The sequence below is a fragment of the Streptomyces sp. DH37 genome, from assembly GCF_029813835.1.
GTDB lineage: Bacteria > Actinomycetota > Actinomycetes > Streptomycetales > Streptomycetaceae > Streptomyces.
Genome location: NZ_JARVKV010000003.1, coordinates 76,310 through 100,040, shown reverse-complemented (window position 1 = coordinate 100,040; position 23,731 = coordinate 76,310). Strand labels below are relative to the sequence as shown.

Sequence of the window (23,731 nt, the reverse complement as noted above, 5' to 3'; positions counted from 1 at the left end):
CGGAATTTCCGGACATCCGGGCCCGGGTCCGCGCCTGCGCACACGGCATGCGGTGGACCCCCCAACCACCTTGCCGGCCAGGGGACATCACCGTGCCACGGCGCCCGTCTCCGGTGCGGAAGACACGACGGGAAAGGTCCTCGGCCCGGCCCGCCGCCCCGGGCCCCCCACACTTCCCCTACGCGATCTTCACTTTTCCCACCGCCGGCGGGAAAACCGCCGGGAGCGATCCGTCCGTACTTCCCCGGACGTCCGGCTCCCTTTCCGTCCCGCTTGCGGATTCCGGCCGGACGCGCCCGGAAAAGCGGCGAACGCGCATACCCGGAACGTTCCGGAGTATGCCCGCGGTCCGCGGTTCCCGCGCGGGCCGGGGACCGCGGAACGGCCGGGAGGAGCGTAAAACGGTGGCCGCCGCGGCGTCCGTCGGCCAGGCTGGACGCCCGTGACGTCCTCCAGGCCCTCGCCCCCGCCTCCGTCCCCGCCCGTCTCCGCCCCGCCCGTCCGCCGGCTCACCCTCGCCGACCTGCCCGCCTGCCTCGACCTCGCCGCCGACCGCGGCTGGACGCGCGAGGAGCACAAGTGGCGGCTGCTGCTGACCGCCGGTCGGGGCTACGGCGTCGACGCCCCCGACGGCGACCCCCACGGCGGTCTGATCGGCGCGTACGTCCTCACCTCCTACGGACCGCCGCGCACCTCCCCGGACCGGCGCCCCCGCGCCTCCGTGGGCATGGTGCTGGTCGCCGCGCGCCACGCCCGCCGGGGCCTGGGCCGCCGCCTGATGCGGCACGCGCTGGAGGAGTCCGGGGGCGCCGTCGCGTTCCTGACCGCCACCTCCTACGGGCGGCCGCTCTACGAGGGGCTCGGCTTCGTGCCCGTCGGCACCACCGTGATGCTCACCGGCCGCCTCGCCCCCGCACCCGGCACCGGCGCGTCCGCCCCCGTGCGCGACGCCACCGCCGCCGACCTGCCCGCCGTACTCGCCTTGGACGCCGAGGTGTTCGGCGCCGACCGCACCCACCTGATCGCCCGGCTGCCGTCCTTCGCCGACCACTTCGTCGTCGCCGCGCCCCGTGCCGAGCCCGGACGACCGCCCGGCACGGGGCTCACCGGCTTCGCCGCCGTCTGGCCGAACGAGGGGACCGCCGTGATCGGCCCGGTCGTCGCCGAGGACGAGGCCACCGCTCGGGCCCTGATCACCGAACTGGCCTCCCGCGTCGACGGCCCGCTGCGCTACGACGCCGACCTCCACCACCGTGGGCTGGTGGACTGGCTGCGGGCCCGCGGCCTGGAGGGCGACTCCACCACCACCGTGATGGTGCACGGCGCGCCGGACGTCCCCGGCGACCTCGACCGCCGCTTCGCCCCGTACTCGGTGGCGCTGGGCTGACGCCGGCACCGCCCACACCGTCCGCACCGTCCGCACCGCCCGCACGTCCGCCGGGGGCGGCGCGCGTCAGGGCCGGCGCGCAGTCACCGGTCCGCGCGCCGGCCCTCCGCGCGCCAGCCCTCCGGGTCCACACCGCCCGGGACGGGTGCGTCCGGGTCGTACGGAGCGCGGGTGAAGACGAACGTGCCCAGGTCGAGATGGCTCACCGCACCGTCCGCCCCGCGCACCGCCCGCAGCGTCTCGCCCGCGTAGTAGCCGTCCAGTCCCGTCCAGGTGCCGTCCGGCTCCGGCCGGAAACGGGAGGCCCGGCCCGCGCCGCCGACCGGGACCAGCTCCAGCGCCCGGCCCTCGCGCAGCCGCAGCGCGAACGCCGCCGGACCCCAGTACCAGGGGCCGGTCAGCGCCAGCAGCTCCGGGTCGGCCTGCGAACGCGGCCGCCACGGCTCGGGGAGGGACGGCTCGCGCTCGGCGACGATCCCCAGCAGGTCGGCCGCCAGGCCGCCCACCGGAAGGCCCGAGGTCGCGTTGACCAGCGCCACGCTCGCCAGCCGCTCCCCGGGCGCGGTCCACACGGCGGCGAGGAAGCCCGGCATGGAGCCGGTGTGCCCGGCCAGCAGCCGGCCGCCGGAGCGCACCAGTTGCATCCCCAGCCCGTAGGACTGGTCCCAGGCCCCGGCCTCCGGCGCCACCGCCGGGGCCCGCATCTCGGCCAGGCTCTCCCCGCCCAGCACCCGGTCGTCGCCCGCCGCCAGGAACGCCGCGAAGCGGCACAGGTCGGCGGCCGTGGACCACAGCTGCCCGGCGGGCGCCATCCGCCCGGTGTCCGCGAGCGGTTCGGGCTGCACCGCGTCCGCCCACGGATGCACGGCCCACCCCCGCGCGTACGGCTCGTACGGCAGCGGCGTCGTACGGCGCATGCCCAGCGGATCGAGCACCTCCTCGCGCAGCACGTCGTACCAGGGGGCGCCGCGCAGCCGCTCCACGAGGGCGCCCAGGAGCGCGTAGCCGAGGTTGGAGTAGTGGTGCCGCCGCCCGGCGGGGTGCCGCAGGGGCCGCTCGCCGAAGAGGTCCCCCGGCTCGGGGCGCAGGCCGCCGGGCGTCCGCTCCCACCAGGGGCCGCGCGGTTCGGCGGCCAGACCGGAGGAGTGGGACAGCAGCTGGGCGACCGTCATCGCGCCCGCCTCCGGTGCGTCCGGCGCGTCCGGTGCGTCCGGTGCGCCGAGGCCGTCGCCGAGGTGCCGGCCGAGCGGGTCGGCGAGGTCGAGCAGCCCCTCGTCGCGCAGCCGCATCACCAGCACGGCGACGAAGGTCTTGGTGATCGACCCGATCCGGTACTGGGTTTCCGCGGCCCGTGCCGCGTCCGGCCCGCCGTCCCCGCCGTCCACACCCCCGGCGTCGCCGCCCCGCGCCCCGGTCCACACCGTCCGCCCGTCCCGCACCACGGCCCCGACGGCCGACGGCACCCGCCCCTCGGCCTGGGCGACGGCCAGCCTGTGGAGGAGTGCGCGACGGGTCCCGGGCAGCAGCCCGGCGTCCGGTTCTTCGCTGGATGTGATCATGCCGCCACTCTCCCCGGCGACGCCGGTGGACGCCAGCGTTCTCCACCGCACCGCCCCTGGGCACCGCGACGCCGGACGGAGAACCCGTCCCCAGCCTGTGGACGACCCGGTCCGCGCGGCGCCCGGGTCAGAGCGCCCGCTTGAAGCCCACGTGCGAGGCGGTGAAGCCGAGGCGCTCGTAGAAGCGGTGGGCATCGGTGCGGGTGGCGTCGGAGGTGAGCTGGACCAGGGCGCAGCCCAGTCGCCGGGACTCCTCGACCGCCCACTCCACCAGCAGGGTGCCCAGCCCGCCGCCGCGCTCGTCGGAGTGGACGCGCACGGCCTCGATGAGCGAACGGCTCGCGCCCCGCCGCGAGAGCCCGGGGACGACGGTGAGCTGGAGCGTTCCGACGACCCGGCCGCCGCGGACCGCCACGACCAGGTGCTGCTGGGGGTCGGCGGCGACGCGCTCGTACGCGGCGCGGTACGGGGCGAGGTCGCCGGGGGACTCCCGGCGGGCGCCCAGCGGGTCGTCGGCGAGCAGGTCCACGATGGCCCGCAGGTCGTCCGCCGTCGCGGGGCGTATCTCGAAGTCGCTCATGATCCGCACCCTATGCCGCCCGCTCCCGGCACGGGCGCCACCCGGCACGGGGCAGGTGTGCGCGCCCCTTCCGGCCCTCCGCTCCGGCGGCGCCGCCGCGCTCCGTGCGGTGGGGCGGGCGTGGTGGGACGGGCCCGGTGGTGCGGGCCCGGTCCGTCTCGCGTCCGGCTCCCGTCCACCGGACGCGTCCGATTCCTTCAAGACCGCCGGCCCGGCGCGCCCCTAGCGTGGCCGCATGGCACCTCGACTCGATCTCTTCGGCCTGGTCGTGGCCGACATGGCCGCCTCCCTCGCGTTCTACCGGCGGCTCGGCCTCGACATCCCCGCCGACGCCGACGGACAGCCCCATGTGGAGGCCGCGCTGCCCGGCGGGCTGCGCATCGCCTGGGACACCGTCGACACCGTCCGCTCCTTCGACCCCGGCTGGACCCCGCCGAGCGGCGGCGACCGCATCGGCCTGGCCTTCCTCTGCGACGACCCCGCCGACGTCGACCGGCAGTACGCCGCACTGACGCGGGCCGGGTACACCGGGCACAAGGCCCCCTGGGACGCCTTCTGGGGACAGCGGTACGCCACCGTCCTCGACCCCGACGGCAACGGGGTCTCCCTCTTCGCGCCCCTGCCGGACGGATCAGGCGGGCCGGACGGGTCAGGCGCCTAGCCCGGCAGCAGCTCCGAGAGCCGGGTCCCGGCCAACTGCCGGACCTCGCGGGACAGATGGGCCTGGTCGGCGTACCCGGCCAGGACCGCCGCCGACACCGGCGGCACACCGGAGCGGACCGTGCGCAGCGCGCGCTCCAGCCGGAGCACCCGCGCCAGCGTCTTGGGGCCGTAGCCGAACGCGGCCAGCGAGCGGCGGTGCAGCTGCCGCTCGCTGAGCCCGGCCGTACGCGCCACCGCCGCGACGCTCCCGCCCGCGCGCAGCCCGTCGGCCACCGCACGGATCAGCGGGTCCTCCGGCGTCCGGCGCAGCCTCTCCGCGGCCAGTTCCTCCAGCGCCCGTCCCCGGTCCGGGGCTTCGGCCACCCGCTCGGTCAGCTCCCGCACCTCGCGCTCCGGCCAGAGCGCGCCGAGCGGCACCCGCGCGTCACGCAGTTCGTGCGCCGGTACGCCGAGGGCGCGCGGCGCGGCGCCGGGCGCGAACCGCAGGCCGGCGTAACCGGTGCCGTGGAGGCGTCCGCCGGATCCGGTCACCCCCGGGGGAGGGTCGCCGACCAGGTGGGCCCGGGTGTCGGGCCCCGCCACCAGCAGCCCGCCGGGCGTCCAGATCAGGTCCATGCACCCGTCGGGCAGCACCCGCACCCGGCGGGCCTGCGGCGGGGCGTCCCGGTGCCACACCACCGCGCCGTCCACCCGTCGCGAGATCCGCTCCCGGTACACGTCTCCAGCCTCCCCCGCCGGCCGCCGGGCGGCGAACCGGATCGCTCGAACCCGCTCATGTGGGGTCTCGCCGCTCGTGGCACGTCGATCCTGCGCGACGTGGGCGTTCCCGGTCGTCCCACGTCCTCGTCACCCGCGGTCGGTCTCAGATCCGTGGCATTCTCCCGCGAGGGCGAGGCCGGGACCAGGCGGCTTGCCCGTGTCGGCCGGGTACACCACGCTGGGCACCGAGCCCGGGGGCCACCGGCGAGCCCGGATCGCGCACCGATGAGTTTCCCGCGCCGCTCCGGTCCACACGCCGGACACCCACGGACGGAAGGCTGGGCCATGCGGAAACTGGTCTACGGCATGAACCTGACCCTGGACGGCTACATCGCCGCGGCCGGCGACGACATCGGCTGGAGCGGACCGCCGAGCCCCGAGCTGTTCCAGTGGTGGCTCGACCACGAGCAGGCGAGTGGCCTGTCGCTGTACGGGCGCAAACTGTGGGAGGCGATGAGCTCCTACTGGCCGACCGGCGACCGGCAGCCCGACGCCACCCCGGCGGAGATCGAGTTCGCGCGGAACTGGCGGGACACCCCGAAGGTGGTGTTCTCCTCGACGATCGACAGGGTCGACTGGAACACCCGCCTGGTCACCGGCGACGCGATCGCCGAGATCACCCGGCTCAAGGCCGAGGACGGCGGCCCGATGAACATCGGCGGCGCAACGCTCGCCGGGGCGGCCATGCGGGCCGGGCTGATCGACGAGTACGTGATCGCCACCCATCCGGTCCTGGTGGGCGGCGGCACGTCGTTCTTCACCGCGCTGGACGGCTGGGTGAATCTGAACCTGGTGGAGACGCGGACGTTTCCCGGCGGCGTGGTCCTGACCAGGTACGAGACGAGGCGCTGAGCAGCTTCCCGCCGTCTCACGGCTCGGGTGGGTGCCGTGGCCATCGCTCGTGAGACGTGGCCGCGGAGTCCGGGACCCTGCACCACCCGCTCAGGTCTGGGCCATGTCCACGAAGCGCGAGTAGTGCCCCTGGAAGGCCACCGTGATCGTCGCCGTCGGGCCGTTGCGGTGCTTGGCCACGATCAGGTCCGCCTCGCCCGCGCGCGGCGACTCCTTCTCGTAGGCGTCCTCGCGGTGCAGCAGGATGACCATGTCCGCGTCCTGCTCGATCGAACCCGACTCGCGCAGGTCCGAGACCATCGGCTTCTTGTCCGTGCGCTGTTCCGGGCCTCGGTTCAGCTGGGAGAGCGCGATCACCGGCACCTCCAGCTCCTTGGCCAGCAGCTTGAGGTTCCGGGACATCTCGGAGACCTCCTGCTGGCGGCTCTCGGGACGGCGGGAACCGCCCGACTGCATCAGCTGGAGGTAGTCGATGACGACCAGCCGCAGATCGTTCCGCTGCTTCAGGCGGCGGCACTTGGCGCGGATCTCCATCATCGTCAGGTTCGGCGAGTCGTCGATGTACAGCGGAGCGCCCGTGACCTCGGGCATCTGGCGTGCCAGCCGGTTCCAGTCCTCGTCCGTCATGCTGCCCGACCGCATGTGGTGCAGGGCCACCCGCGCCTCGGCCGACAGCAGGCGCATCGCGATCTCGTTGCGGCCCATCTCCAGCGAGAAGATCACGCTGGGCAGGTTGTGCTTGATCGAGCAGGCGCGGGCGAAGTCCAGGGCCAGGGTCGACTTGCCCATCGCGGGTCTCGCCGCGATGACGATCATCTGGCCCGGGTGGAGGCCGTTGGTCAGGGAGTCCAGGTCGGAGAAGCCCGTCGGCACGCCCGACATCTGGCCGCTGCGCGAGCCGATCGCCTCGATCTCGTCGAGCGCGCCCTCCATGATGTCGGCGAGCGGGAGGTAGTCCTCCGAGGTGCGCTGCTCGGTGACGGCGTAGATCTCGGCCTGGGCGGAGTTGACGATCTCGTCGACGTCGCCGTCGGCCGCGTACCCCATCTGCGTGATGCGGGTGCCCGCCTCGACCAGGCGGCGCAGGACGGCCCGCTCGTGGACGATCTCCGCGTAGTACTGGGCGTTGGCCGCGGTGGGGACCGTCTGGACCAGGGAGTGGAGGTAGCCGGGGCCGCCGACCTTGGCGATCTCGCCGCGTCTGGTCAGCTCGGCGGCGACCGTGATGGGGTCGGCGGGCTCGCCCTTGGCGTACAGGTCCAGGATGGCCTGGTAGATCGTCTCGTGGGCCGGGCGGTAGAAGTCCTGGCCCTGGAGGGTCTCCACCACGTCCGCGATGGCGTCCTTGGACAGCAGCATGCCGCCGAGCACCGACTGCTCGGCGTCGAGGTCCTGCGGGGGGATCCGGTCGAAGCCGCCCACCGCGCCCGACGGCCAGGTGTCCGGGCCGCGGTCGTGGCGTTCGCCGTCCGGCGCGGCGCCGCGACGCTGGCGGGAGACGGGGAGGTGGTCGCCCGGGCCGGCCCCTCCCGGCCCCGGGGCCCCCACGGCGTAACCGGGTGCCGGGCTGTCGACGTGCTCGGACTGCGTCATCCCGCCACCTCCTCCCGTTCCTCGCGACCCGCGCCCCTCTTTCCTACGGCACGGCTCTGACAGTGGGCTCGCCCGCTCTCCGGTCGCGGCATGCCGGTGGACCGGGGCGAAGAAGAGGGGAACAGCGGGCGGGCGCCGGACAACGGTAGGGCCACGGGAGGCTCCAGCCAATCCGGTTATCCACAGGGCATGTGGATGAGCGGCCCCATCCTGTGGAGAACTCGGCGAATCCTGTGCACGGGGCGGGGGACGGACCTGTGGAGAAGTCGGCCGCCCCTCCTTTCCACAACCTCTGACCTGTGCTTTTGCCATCCACCGGCTGTGCAGGAGAAAAACTTCGCGACCCGCGCCGAGATCGCGACAAACGGCGCAGAGGATCTCACCCCAGGTAAGGAATGGTAATGGTCACATTGGTCTTGCAACTATTACTTGTGGATGTTTGGATCGGATCATGACACACGCTCCCCCGCCCGCCGGACGCGCCGCGGCACGCCGCCACGACCGCGAGATCATCGCGCTGGCGCTCCCCGCCTTCGGCGCGCTCGTCGCGGAGCCCCTGTTCGTCATGGCCGACAGCGCGATCGTGGGCCATCTGGGCACCCCGCAGCTCGCCGGGCTCGGCGTCGCGGCCACCCTGCTGACCACCGGGGTGAACGTCTTCGTCTTCCTCGCCTACGCCACCACCGCCGCCGTCGCCCGCCGCGTCGGAGCCGGCGACCTGCCCGCCGCGATCCGGCAGGGCATGGACGGGATCTGGCTGGCGCTGCTGCTCGGCGCGGCGGTGGTGGCCGCCGTACTGCCCACCGCACCCGCGCTCGTCGACCTGTTCGGCACGTCCGCGACCGCGGCGCCGTACGCCGTGACGTACCTGCGGATCAGCGCGCTGGGCATTCCGGCGATGCTCGTGGTCCTGGCCGCCACCGGCGTGCTGCGCGGACTGCAGGACACCCGGACCCCGCTGTACGTGGCCGTCGGCGGCTTCTCCGCCAACATCGTGCTCAACCTCGTCCTGGTCTACGGCGCCGGGCTCGGCATCGCCGGTTCGGCCTGGGGCACGGTGGCCGCCCAGTGCGCGATGGCGGCCGTCTACCTGGTGGTGGTGGTCAGGGGCGCCCGGCGGCACGGGGCCTCGCTGCGCCCGGACGCCGCCGGCATCCGGGCCAGCGGCCGGGCCGGGGCGCCGCTGCTGATCCGCACGCTGTCGCTGCGCGCCGTGCTGGTGCTGGCGACCGCCGTCGCGGCCCGGCTGGGGGACGTCGAGGTGGCCGCGCACCAGATCACGCTGACCATCTGGTCGCTGCTGGCCTTCGCGCTGGACGCCATCGCCATCGCCGGGCAGGCGATCATCGGCCGCTGTCTGGGCGCGGGGGACGGCGAGGGGGCGCGGGCGGCCTGCCGCCGGATGGTGCAGTGGGGCATCGCCTCCGGGGTGGTGCTGGGGGTGCTGGTGGTCGCGGCGCGCCCGCTGCTGCTGCCGCTGTTCACCCCGGACACCGCCGTGCACGACCGGCTGACGGCCGCGCTGCTGGTGGTGGCGGTGACCTCGCCGGTCGCGGGGGTGGTCTTCGTCCTGGACGGGGTGCTGATGGGCGCGGGCGACGGCCCGTACCTGGCGTGGGCGGCGCTGGCGACGCTGGTGGTGTTCGCCCCGGTGGCGCTGGCGATTCCGGTGCTGGGCGGGGGACTGACCGCGCTGTGGTGGGCGGTCGCCGGGCTGATGATGGGCGTGCGGCTGGCCACCCTGTGGCTGCGGGCCCGCTCGGGCCGCTGGATCGTCACCGGGGCGGTACGCGCCTGAGGCGCCCCGGTGAGACGGCTCAGGGCCGCGGCCCCCGTGCGGGGACCGCGGCCCTGTGTGTCACTGCCGTACGGCCGTGGCCGTACCGTCGCGCGTGCCGTCAGGCGGCGCCGACCTCGACGCCGACCTTGGCGACGACCTCGGGGTGCAGACGCACCGACACGCGGTGCGAGCCCAGGGTCTTGATCGGGGCGTCCAGCTCGATGCGGCGCTTGTCGACGTCCGGACCGCCCGCGGCCTTCACCGCCGAGGCGATGTCGGCCTGGGTGACGGAACCGAACAGACGGCCCTGGTCGCCGGCGCGGACCTTCAGGCGCACGGTGACGCCCTCCAGCCTGCCCTTGATCTCGTTGGCCTGCTCGATCGTGGCGATCTCGCGGATCTTGCGGGCGCGGCGGATCTGCTCGACGTCCTTCTCCCCGCCCTTGGTCCAGCGGATGGCGAATCCGCGGGGGAGCAGGTAGTTGCGGGCGTACCCGTCCTTCACCTCGATGATGTCGCCGGCGTTGCCGAGACCCGAGACCTCGTTGGTCAGGATGATCTTCATGAGTCGGTCATCCTTCCCTTATCGAGCGGTCGAGGTGTAGGGCAGCAGCGCCATCTCACGGCTGTTCTTCACGGCCGTGGCGACGTCGCGCTGGTGCTGGGTGCAGTTGCCGGTGACCCGGCGGGCACGGATCTTGCCGCGGTCGGAAATGAACTTCCGCAGCAGGTTCGTGTCCTTGTAGTCGACGTACTTGATCTTGTCCTTGCAGAACACGCAAACCTTCTTCTTCGGCTTGCGAGCAGGCGGCTTCGCCATTGTCTCTCTCCGTTTGGTTCAAGAAGTCTGTGCCTGTGAGCGCAGCCCTCCCGGAACCCCCTGGGGCTCCTAGAAGGGGGGCTCGTCCGAGTAGCCGCCGCCGGAACCGCCGGAGCCACCGCCCCAGCCGCCACCGCCGCCGCCCTGCTGACCGCCGGCCGGCGCGCCGGTCGCCCACGGGTCGCCCGCGGGTGCGCCGCCGCCCTGCTGGCCACCGCCGGGGCCGCCGCCCCAGCCGCCACCGCCGCCGCCCTGCTGACCGCCGCGGCCGGTGGTCTTGGTGACCTTGGCCGTGGCGTTGCGCAGGCTGGCGCCGACCTCGTCGACGTCCAGCTCGTAGACCGTGCGCTTGACGCCCTCACGGTCCTCGTACGACCGCTGCTTGAGACGGCCCTGCACGATGACGCGGGTGCCCCGGGTGAGGGACTCGGCGACGTTCTCCGCCGCCTGCCGCCAGACCGAGCAGGTCAGGAAGAGGCTCTCGCCGTCCTTCCACTCGTTGGTCTGGCGGTCGAAGGTGCGGGGGGTGGACGCGACGCGGAACTTCGCGACCGCCGCACCGGAGGGGGTGAAGCGCAGCTCGGGGTCGTCGACCAGATTGCCGACGACCGTGATGACGGTCTCGCCTGCCATGGGTGAACCTCTCGGCGGGGTGCTGCTGGCTGCTGGTGATGCTGTGGTGCTGGTGGTTCCGGAGTGCCGGAGGCGCTACCGGTTCCCTACGGTCCGCTGAGCGGGAGCGCTCAGTGGGTCTCGGGGCGGAGGACCTTGGTCCGCAGAACCGACTCGTTCAGGTTCATCTGACGGTCGAGCTCCTTGACGACCGCGGGCTCGGCCCGCAGGTCGATGACCGAGTAGATGCCCTCGGGCTTCTTCTTGATCTCGTACGAGAGACGACGACGGCCCCAGGTGTCGACCTTCTCGACCTTTCCGTCGGCCTCGCGGACGACGGAAAGGAAGCTCTCGATCAGCGGGGAGACAGCGCGCTCCTCGAGATCGGGGTCGAGGATGACCATCACCTCGTAGTGACGCATGTGGAACCCACCTCCTCTGGACTCGGCGGCCACGGTCGTTCCGTGGCAGGAGGGTCGTGATGCGTGAGCAACGGTATCGGCCGGCACTGACAGCCGGGGTGTTACCCCGGGAAGTCCCGGGTCCGTTCCCGGAGCCGGAGTGGCATGGGCGGACACCGCGCAGACGGTACAGAGTACCCGCACCGCCACTCGGGTTGAAATCCGGTGCCCGACCACCGCAATCTGGACACAGGGGATGTGACAGGCGTCACCCGGCGTCGCCCCGCAAGACCGACAGGTTCGACACACAGGACGGTTCCGGCCCCCGGGGGTCCGGACGGTTCCGCGGGAGGTGCCCATGGCACAGGCGGTACGGAGGAGCCCGATCTCCTTCCTTCTCAACACCGACGGCCGGCCGCACCCGGTCGAGAACCGGTTCGTCGCGGTGACGGCGGTGCTCGGCGTGATCGCGTTCGTCACGGGCTTCTTCCCCGGCCTCGGACTGATCGCGTCCTGGGCCGGGCTGCTGGGGATCGTCAGCGGCGGCTGGGGCCAGATGATCTCCGCGACCACCGGCGAGCGGTTCGCGCTGGTCGTCAGCATGGGAGCGGCGGCCGTCGGCTTCTACCTGGGGATGTCGCACGGCGGCCTGTTCGGCTGACCGCGCCGCGACCGGGTCCGGCCCGCCGCGGGCCGGACCCGGCTCGCCATCGCCCCGCATGGGCACGTTCGGGGTGGTTCCGACCGCAGTAGGCTTCGCGCCAGACCCTGCGAAGTACGCCGGAGGAGCGCCCCGTATGAGCCTGACCCTGAGGACGATCAGTCGTGAGCAGCACCTGGCGTATATCCGGAGCCTCCCATCGGCCAGCCACATGCAGGTTCCCGCCTGGGCGGACGTGAAGGCCGAGTGGGGCTCCGAGAACCTGGGCTGGTTCGACGCGAGCGGCGAGCTGGTCGGGGTGGGCCTGGTGCTGTACCGGCAGCTGCCCAAGGTCAAGCGCTATCTGGCCTATCTGCCCGAGGGGCCGGTGATCAACTGGTTCGCGCCGAACCTGGAGGAGTGGCTGCGCCCGATGCTGGCGCACCTGAAGTCCAAGGGCGCGTTCTCGGTGAAGATGGGCCCGCCCGTGGTGATCCGGCGCTGGGACGCCGCCGCGATCAAGGCGGGCATCCAGAACCCGGACGTGAAGCGGCTGCGCGACGTCGAGGCCACCCACATCGAGCCGCGCGCGTTCGAGGTGGCCGACCGGCTGCGGCGGATGGGCTGGCAGCAGGGCGAGGACGGCGGCGCCGGCTTCGGCGACGTACAGCCGCGCTACGTCTTCCAGGTGCCGCTGGAGAACCGGTCGCTGGACGAGGTGCACAAGGGCTTCAACCAGCTGTGGCGGCGCAACATCAAGAAGGCCGAGAAGGCGGGCGTCGAGGTCGTGCAGGGCGGCTACGACGACCTGCCGGCGTGGCAGGAGCTGTACGAGGTGACGGCCGAGCGCGACCGGTTCCGGCCGCGCCCGCTGGCGTACTTCCAGCGGATGTGGCAGGCCCTGAACACCGAGGACCCCAACCGCATGCGGCTGTACTTCGCCCGGCACGAGGGCGAGGCGGTGGCCGCGGCCACGATGCTGATCGTGGGCGGGCACGTGTGGTACTCCTACGGCGCCTCGGCCAACCACAAGCGCGAGGTGCGCCCGTCGAACGCCATGCAGTGGCGGATGCTGCAGGACGCGTACGCGCTCGGGGCGAGCGTCTACGACCTGCGCGGCATCAGCGACTCGCTGGACGACTCCGACCACCTCTTCGGTCTGATCCAGTTCAAGGTGGGCACCGGCGGCCAGGCCGCGGAGTATCTCGGCGAGTGGGACTTTCCGCTCAATAAGCTGCTGCACAAGGCGCTCGACATCTACATGTCGCGCCGCTGACGCCCTGCTCCACGCACGTCCGGCGAGTCCGGCGGGCCCGACGGCCCGCCGGAACCAGCCGGGACCGATGAGAAAGGTTCCGTACGGCCATGGCGCTCTCCCTCTACGTCGACACCGAACGCTGGCGGGCGCACCAGCAGACGGTGCTCCGGCAGTTCCCGGGGCTGGTCCCGGTCTGCAAGGGCAACGGGTACGGCTTCGGCCACGAGCGGCTGGCCGAGGAGGTGACCCGCTTCGGCTCGGACGTGATCGCCGTGGGCACGACGTACGAAGCCGCCCGCATGAAGGACTGGTTCAGCGGGGACCTGCTGGTGCTCACCCCGTTCCGCCGCGGTGAGGAGCCGGTGCCGCTGCCGGACCGGGCGATCCGCACGGTCTCGTCGGTGGACGGGGTGAACGCGCTGGTGGGGGCGCGCGTCGTCATCGAGGTGATGAGCTCGATGAAGCGGCACGGGGTGCTGGAGGAGGACCTGGGCAAGCTGCGCACCGCGATCGACGACGTACGGCTGGAGGGCTTCGCGATCCACCTGCCGCTGGACCGCACCGACGGCACGGACGCGGTGGAGGAGGTCATCGGCTGGATGGACCGGCTGCGGGCGGCCCGCCTGCCGCTGGAGACGATGTTCGTCAGCCACCTGGGGCCGGAGGAGTTCACGCGGCTCCAGCAGCAGTTCCCCCAGACCCGGTTCCGGGCGCGGATCGGCACGCGGCTGTGGCTGGGCGACCACGAGGCGACCCGGTACCGGGGCTCGGTGCTGGACGTCACGCGGGTGGTCAGGGGCGACCGCTTCGGCTACCGCCAGCAGAAGGCGCCGGGCGACGGCTGGCTGGTGGTGGTGGCGGGCGGCACCTCGCACGGGGTCGGCCTGGAGGCGCCGAAGGCCATGCACGGGATGACGTCACGGGCCAAGGGCGTGGCGCGGGCCGGGCTGGCGACGGTGAACCGCAACCTGTCGCCCTTCGTGTGGTCGGGCAAGCAGCGCTGGTTCGCCGAGCCGCCGCACATGCAGGTGTCGATCCTGTTCGTGCCGGAGGACGCGGCGGAGCCGAAGGTCGGCGACGAGCTGGTGGCGATCCTGCGGCACACCACGACGCAGTACGACCGGCTGGTCGACATCTGAGGCGGCACGGCCGCGCGCGGACGGCGCGGCGCACGGCGAGGGGCCCGGACACGAGAACGTGTCCGGGCCCCTCGCCGTGGTGCGCGGCCGGGCGCCCCGGCACCCGGCGCCGTGCGTCCTAGCGCTCCACCTCGCCGCGGATGAACCTCTCCACGTTCTCCCGCGCCTGGTCGTCGAAGTACTGGACCGGCGGGGACTTCATGAAGTACGAGGAGGCCGAGAGGATCGGGCCGCCGACGCCGCGGTCCTTGGCGATCTTCGCGGCGCGCAAGGCGTCGATGATGACGCCGGCGGAGTTCGGGGAGTCCCAGACCTCCAGCTTGTACTCCAGGTTCAGCGGGACGTCGCCGAACGCGCGGCCCTCGAGGCGGACGTAGGCCCACTTGCGGTCGTCCAGCCAGGCCACGTAGTCCGACGGGCCGATGTGGACGTTGTCCTCGCCCAGGTCCCGGTCGGGGATCTGGGAGGTGACGGCCTGGGTCTTGGAGATCTTCTTGGACTCCAGGCGCTCGCGCTCGAGCATGTTCTTGAAGTCCATGTTGCCGCCGACGTTGAGCTGCATCGTGCGGTCGAGGACGACGCCGCGGTCCTCGAAGAGCTTGGCCAGCACGCGGTGCGTGATGGTGGCGCCCACCTGGGACTTGATGTCGTCGCCGACGATCGGGACACCGGCCTCGGTGAACTTGTCCGCCCACTCCTTGGTGCCGGCGATGAAGACCGGCAGGGCGTTGACGAAGGCGGCCTTGGCGTCGATGGCGCACTGCGCGTAGTACTTCGCGGCGTCCTCGGAACCCACCGGGAGGTAGCAGACCAGGACGTCGACCTCGCGGTCCCTCAGCACCTGGACGACGTCGACCGGCTCATCGGCCGACTCCTCGATCGTCTGGCGGTAGTACTTGCCCAGGCCGTCGAGGGTGTGGCCGCGCTGGACGGTCACGCCGGAGGTGGGGACGTCGCAGATCTTGATGGTGTTGTTCTCACTGGCGCCGATGGCGTCGGCGAGGTCCAGGCCCACCTTCTTGGCGTCCACGTCGAACGCGGCCACGAACTCGATGTCCGAGACGTGGTAGTCGCCGAACTGCACGTGCATCAGACCCGGCACGCGGCTCTTCGGGTCGGCGTCCTTGTAGTACTCGACGCCCTGCACCAGCGAGGCGGCGCAGTTGCCCACGCCGACGATGGCTACGCGAACCGAACCCATTGGCGGTTGCTCCCTGTGTGTGTTCCGTGTCGTTTCCGACGGTTGTCTCCGTGCGGACCCGCGTGGTGCGGGTCCTCACGCGGTGGTGTCATCGGACGGATCGGGCGGGGTCTCCCCCCGGTGGTGATCGCGCCCCGCCCGCTCGCTCTCGATGAGTTCGTTGAGCCAGCGGACCTCGCGCTCCACGGACTCCATGCCGTGTCGCTGCAGTTCGAGGGTGTAGTCGTCCAGACGCTCCCGGGTGCGGGCCAGGGAGGCGCGCATCTTGGCGAGGCGCTCCTCCAGACGGCTGCGGCGGCCTTCCAGCACCCGCATCCGCACGTCGCGCGAGGTCTGGCCGAAGAAGGCGAAGCGGACGCCGAAGCCCTCGTCCTCCCAGGTGTCCGGTCCGGTCTGGGAGAGGAGCTCCTCGAAGCGCTCCTTGCCCTCGGCCGTGAGTCTGTAGACGATCTTGGCCCGGCGGCCGGTGAGCGGCGCCGTGAGCGAGTCCTCGGGCTCGTCACCGGGCTCCTCGGCCAGCCATCCCCGCTGGACCAGCGTCTTGAGGCAGGGGTAGAGGGAGCCGTAGCTGAAGGCCCGGAAGACGCCCAGCGAGGTGTTGAGCCGTTTGCGCAGCTCGTAACCGTGCATGGGCGCCTCGCGGAGCAGCCCGAGGACGGCGAACTCCAGGATGCCCGAGCGCCTGCCCATCGCCGTCACTCCTTCCGTCGGTGTCCGCCGGCCGGCCCGTCCGCGGGCGGCCGCCCGGACTCGCGTCCGGTCCTCGTCTCTTGCCATTGTCTCTCACCGATGTATCGAGTCGATACATCGTGGCGATAGCGCTGACGATAGAACGCCTCTGCGAACGCGACAAGGGGACCCGCCCCGGAGGGGGAGTGAGCGGTTTCACATCGGCCGTTCGTGACAGCTCAACCGTCCTCTTTCTTCCGAATACCGGAATTAGAGGTTTTTGGGCCTGCGTAGTCTGTCCGCTGTGCAGAACGCCACCGGGAACCAACGAGGCGTCGGACGCGTCCTCGTCCCGGGTGCAGTGCGGCCAGTTCTGGGAACGTGGGCGGGCCGCACTTCGGGGGACTGGAAGTACACTGCCGCCTTCAGGCGCGAGCGCCTGCCCGAGGAGTAGCTGTTCCACATGAGCGAGCACCGTCGTAAGCCACCGCAGTCGCGTGGCCGGCGCGCCGCGCAGCCGCCGTCAGGCGGTCGGCGCGCCGCACAGCCGTATGGCTCCACCCCTGGCTCCCACGGCATGCCCTCGGACCGCCCCTACGGCGGCCGGGCCGAGGCGCGCCGCGCGGCACAGCGCGCCGGCGGCGGCAGACGTCGCGCGGCCGACGCCTCCGGCGACGTCACGGTCGTCGGCCGCGGCCGGGGACGCTACGAGCCGGAGAAGAAGCGCTTCATCGACTACCCCAGGTCCGGCAGGAACGGCTGGCGGCGCTGGACGCCGTCCTGGAAGCTGATCACCGGCCTGGCCCTGGCGTTCATGGGCATGCTGATCGGCCTGGGCGGACTGGCGCTGGCCATGGTCGAGGTCCCGGACGAGAAGAACGCCCTCGCGCTCCAGCAGAACAACGTCTACTACTGGTCCGACGGCACGGTGATGGCCAGGGCCGGCGAGACCAACCGGCAAAACCTGAAGATAGAAGACATTCCCCGGTCGATGCAGCAGGCGGTCGTCGCCGCGGAGAACGCGACCTTCTGGGACGACAAGGGCATCGACCCGATGGGTGTGGGCCGGGCGGTGTTCAACATGGCCACGGGCGGCGACACCCAGGGCGGCTCGACCATCACCCAGCAGTTCGTCAAGAACAACTACCTGAGCCAGGAGCAGACGCTCAGCCGCAAGGTGAAGGAACTGTTCATCTCCATCAAGGTCAACGCCAAGATGGACAAGCGCGAGATCCTCCAGGGCTACCTCAACACCAGCTACTACGGCCGCGGCGCGTACGGTCTCCAGGCCGCCTCCCAGGCGTACTTCGAGAAGAACGCCGAGGACCTCACGCCCGCCGAGAGCGCACTGCTCACCACGGTCCTCAAGGGCGCCGACCTGTACGACCCGGCCGGTGGCGTGGGACCGAACTCCAAGCCCAAGCAGAACCGCGAACGTGCCATAAAGCGCTGGAACTGGGTCATGGACCGGCAGGTCGACCTGAAGATGATGAGCCAGAGCGAGCGGGACGAGTACACGTTCCCCAAGGTGGCTCCGCGCAAGGCCCAGTCCGGGCTCAACGGCCAGACCGGCTACCTGGCGGCCATCGCCGAGGCCGAGGTCAAGTCCACCCTGAACATCAGCAAGCAGCAGTTCGACCAGGGCGGCTACCAGATCCACACGACCTTCGACAAGAAGAAGACCGCGGCGATGGCCAAGGCGGTCAAGAAGGTCACCGATCAGTACATCGATCCCGAGAAGGACCCGGAGACGGACAAGTTCGTCCAGTTCGGAGCGGCCTCGGTCGAGCCGGGCACGGGCAGGATCGTCGCCCTCTACGGCGGCCCCGGTTTCGACAAGGGCCACTTCACCAACAACGCGGACACCCTGGGCGTCCCGGTGGGCTCGACGTGGAAGCCGTTCGTCCTGGCCGCGGCCATGGAGCACGGCACGTACAAGAGCGACGGCGTGGGCGTCGCGCCGAGCAGCGAGTACAACGGCAACAACAAGCTGAAGGTCAAGACACAGGACGGCAGCGACTACCTGGACAAGGAGGGCAACCCCTTCTACCAGGTGAACGACGCCGACAAGGACCACGGCTACGTCACCCTGCGCAGGGCCATGGAGGTGTCCGCCAACACGCCGTTCGTCCAGCTCGGCATGGACGTGGGCATGGACAAGGTACGGGACGTCGCGGCGAGCGCGGGCATCGAGAAGGACAGCTTCGACCCGAACCTCAACCCGTCCTTCGCGCTGGGCACCTCCACTCCGGGCGCCATCGAGATGGCCAACGCCTACGCCACCTTCGCCGCCTCCGGAACCCACGTCGACACCTACTCGGTGACGAAGGTGGAGTACGAGGGCGAGGAGAAGCCGGGCTTCGAGAAGCCGCAGAAGGAGACGGCGATGGACTCCGACATCGCCGACAACATCACCGACGTGCTGCGCGGCGTCATCGAGAAGCCGCACGGCACGGGCACCAGGGCCCAGGAGCTGGGCCGTCCCGCGGCGGGCAAGACCGGTACCACCGACAAGAACAAGTCCGCCTGGTGGGTGGGGTACACCCCGCAGCTGTCCACCGCGGTCACGCTGTTCCGCACGGACCCTGACGAGGGCACGCTGCTGTCGATGAACGGCACGGGTGGTTTCAAGTCCATCCACGGTGGCCGGCTGCCCACCGAGGTGTGGACGGCGTACATGAAGGACGCGCTCAAGGGGACGCCGGTGAAGGGCTTCCCCAAGCCCTCTCCGGTCGGCAAGAAGATCGACCAGATCGGCGCGCCGTCCCCGTCGCCGTCGGTGAGCGAGGAGCCGGAGCCGTCCGCGTCGCCGTCCCAGAGCGAGGAGCCGGAGCCGTCCGCGTCGCCGTCTCCTTCCCAGTCGACGCCGTCCGCGCCTCCGTCGAACAGCTGCCGGCCCAACGACTGGTTCTGCGACGACACCGGCGGGACCGACACCGGCGGCACGGACACCGGCGGCACGGACGCCGGCGGGACCGACACCGGCGGGACCGACACGGGCGGCACGGACACCGGCGGCACGGAAACGGGTGGCACGGAAACCGGCGGCACGGAAACCGGCGGAAACGGCAACGGCGGAAACGGCAACAACGGCGGGATCTGGGGTCAGAACGGCGACGGCTGACATCCGTACCCATCCCGCGCTCTGAGGGAGAACAGCAGGGAAGCGGCGCCGGAAACGGCGCCGCTTCCGGCTTTTCCGGGGGCGGAAGGCATGGAGGACACGGTCGGGCCGACCCCTCATGCGGCAGGATGTGCCCCATGACGAGCGCGCACCAGGACCAGCAGGCACCGGTACGGCCCACCGTTCAGGACGAGATCGCCGCCGCGGGCAGCGAGCTGATCGGCGGACCGGCCGGCAGGCGTGCGCTGACCGGGCGGTCCTGGTGGACGCCGGTGCGGGTCGTGCTGCTGGTGGCGCTGGGGATGTTCGCGCTCGGCATGGCGCAGAAGCTGCCCTGCTACGAGAGCGGCTGGTTCCGCGGGGCGACCAGCCAGTACGTGCACGCCTGCTACTCCGACATCCCGCACCTGTACACCGGCCGCGGCTTCGCCGCCGACCTCACGCCGTACTTCGACCGCATCCCGCAGGACGTCTCCGGGGGGATGGAGTACCTGGAGTACCCGGTGCTGACCGGGGTGTTCATGGAAGTGGCGTCCTGGCTCACCCCGCAGGGCGGCGAGATGATGCAGCGGCAGCAGATCTACTGGATGGTCAACGCCGGGATGCTGATGGTCTGCGCCGCCGTCCTGGTGGTGTGCGTCGCCCGTACTCACCGGCGACGGCCCTGGGACGCCCTGCTGGTCGCACTCGCCCCGGCCCTCGCGCTCACCGCGACGATCAACTGGGACCTGCTGGCGGTCTCCCTGACCGCCGCCGCGATGCTGATGTGGTCGCGGAGCCGCCCGTTCGCCTCCGGGATGCTGCTGGGGCTCGCGACCGCCGCCAAGTTCTATCCGTTCCTGCTGCTGGGTCCGCTGCTGGTGCTCTGCTGGCGTGCGGGGCGCTGGAGGGAGTTCGGGACGGTTCTGGGCGGGGCCGTGTTCTCCTGGCTCGCGGTGAACCTTCCCGTGATGCTGCTGGCCCCGGAGGGCTGGGGGAAGTTCTACACCTTCAGCCAGGAACGGAACATCGACTTCGGATCGTTCTGGTTGATCATCTCGCAGCGCACCGGCGCGTCCCTGGAGGACGCCAACACCTACGCCATGCTGCTGGTGCTCCTGGGCTGCGCCGCGATCGCCGTGCTCACCCTGCGCGCTCCGCGGCGTCCGCGCTTCGCCCAGCTCGCCTTTCTCGTGATCGCCCTGTTCATCGTGACCAACAAGGTCTACTCGCCGCAGTACGTGCTGTGGCTCATCCCGCTGGCCGCACTGGCCCGGCCGCGCTGGCGCGACTTCCTGATCTGGCAGGCGTGCGAGGTGATGTACTACCTCGGCATCTGGTTCTACCTGGCCTACACGGGCAGCGGCGAGGACCGCCAGGGCCTGCCCACCGAGGGCTACCAGCTCGCGATCATGCTCCATCTGCTGGGCACGCTGTACCTCTGCGCCGTGGTGGTGCGGGACATCCTCAGGCCGGACCGCGACGTGGTCCGCCGCGACGGCTCCGACGACCCGTCCGGCGGCGTTCTCGACCGCGCGCCCGACGTCTTCACCCTCGGCCGCCGGGCGCACCGGCATACGGCTCCCCAGGAGGTCCAGAGCCCGGCGACGGGGTGGGAGCTCCGCGCCCGCGAGGGATGAGGCGCGCTCCGCCCGTTCCGCGTTTCACGTGAAACATCACCGGGATCGGCGGCGTTCCGGGCCCGCCGCGCCTGCGGTGCGGATGGATGTGTGAGGCTGACCGCATGGCTGTTGTGCGTGATCTGCGCGTGCTCCTGCGCTTCTCCGGCTTCCGCCGGCTGCTGGCGGTCCGGCTGCTGTCCCAGTCGGCCGACGGCGTCTTCCAGGTCGCGCTCGCCTCCTATGTGGTCTTCTCGCCCGAGCAGCAGACCTCTCCCGCCGCCATCGCCTCCGCCATGGCCGTCCTGCTGCTGCCGTACTCATTGCTCGGCCCCTTCGCCGGGGTGCTGCTCGACCGGTGGCAGCGGCGGCAGGTACTGCTGTACGGCAACCTGCTGCGCGCCGTGCTCGCCACCGCGACCGCGGCGCTGGTGCTGGCCTCGGTGCCGCTGTGGCTGTTCTACCTCGCCGCGCTCTCCGTCACCGCCGTCAACCGCTTCGTCCTTGCCGGGCTCTCGGCCGCACTGCCGCATGTGGTGGATGGTGAGCGGCTGGTGATGGCGAACTCCCTGTCGCCCACCGCGGGCACTCTGGCCGCCACGGCGGGAGGCGGGCTCGCCTTCCTCGTGCGGATCCCCGCGCCGGACGGCGCGGGCGCGGACGCCACGGTGGTGGCCGTCGGCGCCGGACTCTATCTGCTGGGCGCCCTGGCCGCGCTCCGGATCGGCCGCGAGTCCCTCGGACCGGATGCCGCCGTCCGGACCAGGGTGGTCGCCGCCGTCGCCGATGTCGCGCGTGGTCTGGTGGCCGGGCTACGACACCTGGGGGAACGGCGCCCGGCCGCACAGTCGCTCGCCTCGATGGCGCTGCTGCGCTTCTGCTACGGCGCGCTGACGGTGATGGTGCTGATGCTGTGCCGATACGCCTGGGACAGTGGCGCCGGCGACGGCGACGGGAGCACGCCGGGCGGCATGGCGCTGCTGGGGCTGGCCGTGGGCGTCTCCGGACTGGGCTTCTTCACGGCGGCCGTCCTCACTCCCTGGGCCGTACAGCGCGCCGGCCGGTTCGGCTGGATCACGCTGTGCGCCGCGGGGGCGGTGGTACTGGTGCCCGTGCTGACGCTGTCCTTCTCACCCGTCCCGGTCCTGGGCGCCGCCTTCGCGGTGGGGCTGGCCACCCAGGGCGCGAAGATCACCACGGACACGATCGTGCAGTCCTCGGTGGACGACGTCTACCGGGGGCGGATCTTCTCGCTGTACGACATGCTCTTCAACGTCGCCTTCGTCGGCGCCGCGGGCGTGGCGGCCCTGATGCTTCCGCCCGACGGCCGCTCACCGGCCCTGGTGATGACGGTGACGGCCCTGTACGCGACGGTGGCCGCCGCCATGTTTCACGTGAAACAGGGTGACGGCCACCGTGAGGGGCGCGGCGGTACGGTCAGCTCCGATCGGCCCACCACTGCCTGAGGGCGTCGATCGCCGCCTCCCGCCCCATCGGTCCGTTCTCCAGTCGCAGCTCCAGCAGATACCGGTACGCCTCGCCCACCTCGGGGCCGGGCCCCAGCCCCAGGGCCTCCATGATCTCGTTGCCGTTGAGGTCCGGGCGGATGGAGTCCAGCTCCTCCTGCTCCTTCAGCCGCGCGATCCGCTCCTCCAGGCTGTCGTACGCGCGAGCCAGGGCGTTGGCCTTGCGCTTGTTGCGCGTGGTGCAGTCCGAGCGCGTCAACTTGTGCAGCCGGTCCAGCAGCGGTCCGGCGTCACGGACGTAGCGCCGCACCGCCGAGTCGGTCCACTCGCCGGTGCCGTAGCCGTGGAAGCGCAGATGCAGCTCGACCAGGCGCGAGACGTCCTTCACCATCTCGCCCGGGTACTTGAGCTTGGTCATCCGGGACTTGGTCATCTTCGCGCCCACCACCTCGTGGTGGTGGAAGGAGACCCGCCCGTCCTTCTCGAACCGGCGTGTCCTCGGCTTGCCGATGTCGTGCAGCAGGGCCGCCAGCCGCAGGGTGAGGTCCGGGCCGTCCTCCTCCAGGTCGATGGCCTGCTCCAGCACGGTCAGGGTGTGCTCGTAGACGTCCTTGTGCCGGTGGTGCTCGTCGCGCTCCAGACGCAGGGCGGGCAGCTCGGGCAGCACCCGGTCGGCGAGCCCGGTCTTCACCAGCAGCTCCAGGCCGCGACGGGGGTGGTCGGCGAGGACCAGCTTGTTCAACTCGTCCCGCACACGCTCCGCCGAGACGATGCCGATCCGCTCGGACATCGCCGTCATCGCGGCGACCACCTCGCCCTCCACCTCGAAGCCGAGCTGGGCGGCGAAACGGGCGGCCCGCATCATCCGCAGCGGGTCGTCGGAGAAGGAGTCCTCTGGGGTGCCGGGCGTACGCAGCACCCGGCGCGCCAGGTCGTCCAGGCCCCGGTGCGGGTCGACGAAGGTCTTCTCGGGCAGCACGACCGCCATCGCGTTGACGGTGAAGTCCCGGCGTACGAGGTCCTCCTCGATGGAGTCGCCGTAGGAGACCTCGGGCTTGCGCGAGGTGCGGTCGTACGACTCCGACCGGTACGTCGTCACCTCGATCTGGTAGTTCTCCTTGCGGCAACCCACCGTGCCGAAGGCGATGCCCACCTCCCACACCGCGTCCGCCCACGGCCGGACCAGGGCCAGGATGTCCTGCGGTCGGGCGTCGGTGGTGAAGTCCAGGTCGTTGCCGAGTCGGCCCAGCAGCGCGTCGCGCACGGAACCGCCGACCAGGGCCAGCGTGAATCCGGCATCCTTGAAGCGGCGGGCCAGGTCGTCGGCGACGGGGGACACCCGCAGCAGCTCGCTCACGGCTCTGCGCTGGGCTTCCCCCAGCACCGCCGGAGGAGCCCCTCGGGTGGGCCCGTGGGCCTGCTGCTGGGGATGGCTGTCAGTGTTGGCGTTCGGCACAGCAGAACAGGGTACGTGGCCCTGCCCTCCCGGTCCTCCCCCCTTGCCCTCGGCCCGCCGGCCGCCTCCCCCTCGATGGACGGCTCCGCGGCACTCACACCCGGCGGGGATCGTTAGCATCTGGGTGCGTCAGACCAGCAGCAGACCAGTGACAGACCGGCAGCACACCGGTAC

21 protein-coding genes are annotated in these 23,731 nt (G+C 71.8%); 10 read left to right on the top strand and 11 right to left on the bottom strand.

Annotation, left to right across the window (positions count from 1 at the left end):
• Positions 1-442 precede the first annotated feature (442 nt).
• Positions 443-1,387 (top strand): GNAT family N-acetyltransferase, encoded by a 945-nt coding sequence (locus tag QC029_RS02570; RefSeq protein WP_279553647.1) that lies wholly within the window; start codon positions 443-445, stop codon positions 1,385-1,387.
• Positions 1,388-1,470: 83 nt separating this feature from the next.
• Here QC029_RS02570 and QC029_RS02565 read toward each other — a convergent pair whose 3' ends face one another.
• Positions 1,471-2,946, bottom strand: a complete 1,476-nt coding sequence (locus tag QC029_RS02565) for a serine hydrolase (RefSeq protein WP_279553646.1) — start codon at positions 2,944-2,946, stop codon at positions 1,471-1,473.
• Positions 2,947-3,073: 127 nt separating this feature from the next.
• Positions 3,074-3,526, bottom strand: coding sequence for a GNAT family N-acetyltransferase (locus QC029_RS02560; RefSeq protein WP_279553645.1), 453 nt, complete (start codon positions 3,524-3,526; stop codon positions 3,074-3,076).
• Positions 3,527-3,761: 235 nt separating this feature from the next.
• On the opposite strand from QC029_RS02560, the gene QC029_RS02555 reads away from it, so the two are divergent.
• The gene (locus QC029_RS02555; protein ID WP_279553644.1) at positions 3,762-4,187 is read left to right on the top strand and encodes a VOC family protein; all 426 of its coding nucleotides are present in this window, start codon (positions 3,762-3,764) and stop codon (positions 4,185-4,187) included.
• Here the strand turns inward: QC029_RS02555 and QC029_RS02550 are convergent.
• Positions 4,184-4,906 carry a helix-turn-helix domain-containing protein gene (locus QC029_RS02550; RefSeq protein ID WP_279553643.1) on the bottom strand — a complete coding sequence of 241 codons (723 nt, stop codon included), beginning with the start codon at positions 4,904-4,906 and terminating at the stop codon, positions 4,184-4,186. The genes QC029_RS02555 and QC029_RS02550 overlap by 4 nt on opposite strands.
• Before the next feature lie 327 nt (positions 4,907-5,233).
• Between QC029_RS02550 and QC029_RS02545 the strand changes: the two genes are divergently transcribed.
• Positions 5,234-5,800 (top strand): dihydrofolate reductase family protein, encoded by a 567-nt coding sequence (locus QC029_RS02545; RefSeq protein ID WP_279553642.1) that lies wholly within the window; start codon positions 5,234-5,236, stop codon positions 5,798-5,800.
• A gap of 90 nt (positions 5,801-5,890) precedes the next feature.
• On the opposite strand, the gene dnaB is transcribed toward QC029_RS02545, so the two are convergent.
• Entirely contained in the window at positions 5,891-7,393 is a 1,503-nt protein-coding gene (dnaB, locus tag QC029_RS02540) for a replicative DNA helicase (protein ID WP_279553641.1), read from the bottom strand.
• Between the two features lie 451 nt (positions 7,394-7,844).
• On the opposite strand from dnaB, the gene QC029_RS02535 reads away from it, so the two are divergent.
• Complete coding sequence (locus tag QC029_RS02535) at positions 7,845-9,191, top strand: MATE family efflux transporter (protein ID WP_279553640.1); 1,347 nt, start codon at positions 7,845-7,847, stop codon at positions 9,189-9,191.
• A 100-nt stretch (positions 9,192-9,291) separates the two neighbouring features.
• Here the strand turns inward: QC029_RS02535 and rplI are convergent, their stop codons facing one another.
• From rplI to rpsF, 4 genes are all read right to left on the bottom strand, one after another.
• A complete protein-coding gene (rplI, locus tag QC029_RS02530; protein ID WP_279553639.1) occupies positions 9,292-9,738 on the bottom strand; it encodes a 50S ribosomal protein L9 in 447 nt (148 codons plus the stop codon).
• An 18-nt stretch (positions 9,739-9,756) separates the two neighbouring features.
• Positions 9,757-9,993, bottom strand: a complete 237-nt coding sequence (rpsR, locus tag QC029_RS02525; protein ID WP_100200861.1) for a 30S ribosomal protein S18 — start codon at positions 9,991-9,993, stop codon at positions 9,757-9,759.
• Positions 9,994-10,062: 69 nt separating this feature from the next.
• Complete coding sequence (locus QC029_RS02520) at positions 10,063-10,626, bottom strand: single-stranded DNA-binding protein (RefSeq protein WP_279553638.1); 564 nt, start codon at positions 10,624-10,626, stop codon at positions 10,063-10,065.
• A gap of 110 nt (positions 10,627-10,736) precedes the next feature.
• Positions 10,737-11,027 carry a 30S ribosomal protein S6 gene (gene rpsF, locus QC029_RS02515; RefSeq protein ID WP_279553637.1) on the bottom strand — a complete coding sequence of 97 codons (291 nt, stop codon included), beginning with the start codon at positions 11,025-11,027 and terminating at the stop codon, positions 10,737-10,739.
• Between the two features lie 337 nt (positions 11,028-11,364).
• On the opposite strand from rpsF, the gene QC029_RS02510 reads away from it, so the two are divergent.
• The 3 genes from QC029_RS02510 to QC029_RS02500 all read left to right on the top strand — a co-directional run bounded on the left by QC029_RS02510 (position 11,365) and on the right by QC029_RS02500 (position 14,043).
• Complete coding sequence (locus tag QC029_RS02510; RefSeq protein ID WP_279553636.1) at positions 11,365-11,667, top strand: hypothetical protein; 303 nt, start codon at positions 11,365-11,367, stop codon at positions 11,665-11,667.
• A gap of 136 nt (positions 11,668-11,803) precedes the next feature.
• The gene (locus QC029_RS02505; RefSeq protein ID WP_279553635.1) at positions 11,804-12,922 is read left to right on the top strand and encodes a peptidoglycan bridge formation glycyltransferase FemA/FemB family protein; all 1,119 of its coding nucleotides are present in this window, start codon (positions 11,804-11,806) and stop codon (positions 12,920-12,922) included.
• Positions 12,923-13,011: 89 nt separating this feature from the next.
• Complete coding sequence (locus tag QC029_RS02500; RefSeq protein WP_279553634.1) at positions 13,012-14,043, top strand: alanine racemase; 1,032 nt, start codon at positions 13,012-13,014, stop codon at positions 14,041-14,043.
• A gap of 118 nt (positions 14,044-14,161) precedes the next feature.
• Here the strand turns inward: QC029_RS02500 and QC029_RS02495 are convergent, their stop codons facing one another.
• Together QC029_RS02495 and QC029_RS02490 are read right to left on the bottom strand one after the other, a co-directional pair.
• Positions 14,162-15,244: an inositol-3-phosphate synthase gene (locus QC029_RS02495; protein ID WP_279553633.1), complete on the bottom strand. Its 1,083-nt coding sequence runs from the start codon at positions 15,242-15,244 to the stop codon at positions 14,162-14,164.
• A gap of 75 nt (positions 15,245-15,319) precedes the next feature.
• Positions 15,320-15,934, bottom strand: a complete 615-nt coding sequence (locus tag QC029_RS02490) for a PadR family transcriptional regulator (RefSeq protein ID WP_279553632.1) — start codon at positions 15,932-15,934, stop codon at positions 15,320-15,322.
• A 442-nt stretch (positions 15,935-16,376) separates the two neighbouring features.
• Here QC029_RS02490 and QC029_RS02485 point away from each other — a divergent pair, with 442 nt between their 5' ends.
• The 3 genes from QC029_RS02485 (at position 16,377) to QC029_RS02475 (ending at position 22,101) form a co-directional block, all read left to right on the top strand.
• Positions 16,377-19,037: a transglycosylase domain-containing protein gene (locus QC029_RS02485; RefSeq protein WP_279553631.1), complete on the top strand. Its 2,661-nt coding sequence runs from the start codon at positions 16,377-16,379 to the stop codon at positions 19,035-19,037.
• Between the two features lie 137 nt (positions 19,038-19,174).
• A complete protein-coding gene (locus tag QC029_RS02480) occupies positions 19,175-20,656 on the top strand; it encodes a glycosyltransferase family 87 protein (RefSeq protein ID WP_279553630.1) in 1,482 nt (493 codons plus the stop codon).
• Between the two features lie 104 nt (positions 20,657-20,760).
• Complete coding sequence (locus QC029_RS02475) at positions 20,761-22,101, top strand: MFS transporter (protein WP_279553629.1); 1,341 nt, start codon at positions 20,761-20,763, stop codon at positions 22,099-22,101.
• On the opposite strand, the gene QC029_RS02470 is transcribed toward QC029_RS02475, so the two are convergent.
• On the bottom strand, positions 22,073-23,485 hold the full coding sequence (locus QC029_RS02470) for a CCA tRNA nucleotidyltransferase (RefSeq protein WP_279553757.1): 1,413 nt from the start codon (positions 23,483-23,485) through the stop codon (positions 22,073-22,075). The genes QC029_RS02475 and QC029_RS02470 overlap by 29 nt on opposite strands.
• Positions 23,486-23,731: the final 246 nt, after the last annotated feature.

Bases quoted from the DNA above. Each gene is read 5' to 3' on its own strand.
- QC029_RS02565 (WP_279553646.1), bottom strand. From the start codon at position 2,946: ATGATCACATCCAGCGAAGAACCGGACGCCGGGCTGCTGCCCGGGACC.
- QC029_RS02560 (WP_279553645.1), bottom strand. From the start codon at position 3,526: ATGAGCGACTTCGAGATACGCCCCGCGACGGCGGACGACCTGCGGGCC.
- QC029_RS02555 (WP_279553644.1), top strand. From the start codon at position 3,762: ATGGCACCTCGACTCGATCTCTTCGGCCTGGTCGTGGCCGACATGGCC.
- QC029_RS02545 (WP_279553642.1), top strand. From the start codon at position 5,234: ATGCGGAAACTGGTCTACGGCATGAACCTGACCCTGGACGGCTACATC.
- dnaB (WP_279553641.1), bottom strand. From the start codon at position 7,393: ATGACGCAGTCCGAGCACGTCGACAGCCCGGCACCCGGTTACGCCGTG.
- QC029_RS02535 (WP_279553640.1), top strand. From the start codon at position 7,845: ATGACACACGCTCCCCCGCCCGCCGGACGCGCCGCGGCACGCCGCCAC.
- rplI (WP_279553639.1), bottom strand. From the start codon at position 9,738: ATGAAGATCATCCTGACCAACGAGGTCTCGGGTCTCGGCAACGCCGGC.
- rpsR (WP_100200861.1), bottom strand. From the start codon at position 9,993: ATGGCGAAGCCGCCTGCTCGCAAGCCGAAGAAGAAGGTTTGCGTGTTC.
- QC029_RS02520 (WP_279553638.1), bottom strand. From the start codon at position 10,626: ATGGCAGGCGAGACCGTCATCACGGTCGTCGGCAATCTGGTCGACGAC.
- rpsF (WP_279553637.1), bottom strand. From the start codon at position 11,027: ATGCGTCACTACGAGGTGATGGTCATCCTCGACCCCGATCTCGAGGAG.
- QC029_RS02510 (WP_279553636.1), top strand. From the start codon at position 11,365: ATGGCACAGGCGGTACGGAGGAGCCCGATCTCCTTCCTTCTCAACACC.
- QC029_RS02505 (WP_279553635.1), top strand. From the start codon at position 11,804: ATGAGCCTGACCCTGAGGACGATCAGTCGTGAGCAGCACCTGGCGTAT.
- QC029_RS02500 (WP_279553634.1), top strand. From the start codon at position 13,012: ATGGCGCTCTCCCTCTACGTCGACACCGAACGCTGGCGGGCGCACCAG.
- QC029_RS02495 (WP_279553633.1), bottom strand. From the start codon at position 15,244: ATGGGTTCGGTTCGCGTAGCCATCGTCGGCGTGGGCAACTGCGCCGCC.
- QC029_RS02490 (WP_279553632.1), bottom strand. From the start codon at position 15,934: ATGGGCAGGCGCTCGGGCATCCTGGAGTTCGCCGTCCTCGGGCTGCTC.
- QC029_RS02485 (WP_279553631.1), top strand. From the start codon at position 16,377: ATGAGCGAGCACCGTCGTAAGCCACCGCAGTCGCGTGGCCGGCGCGCC.
- QC029_RS02480 (WP_279553630.1), top strand. From the start codon at position 19,175: ATGACGAGCGCGCACCAGGACCAGCAGGCACCGGTACGGCCCACCGTT.
- QC029_RS02475 (WP_279553629.1), top strand. From the start codon at position 20,761: ATGGCTGTTGTGCGTGATCTGCGCGTGCTCCTGCGCTTCTCCGGCTTC.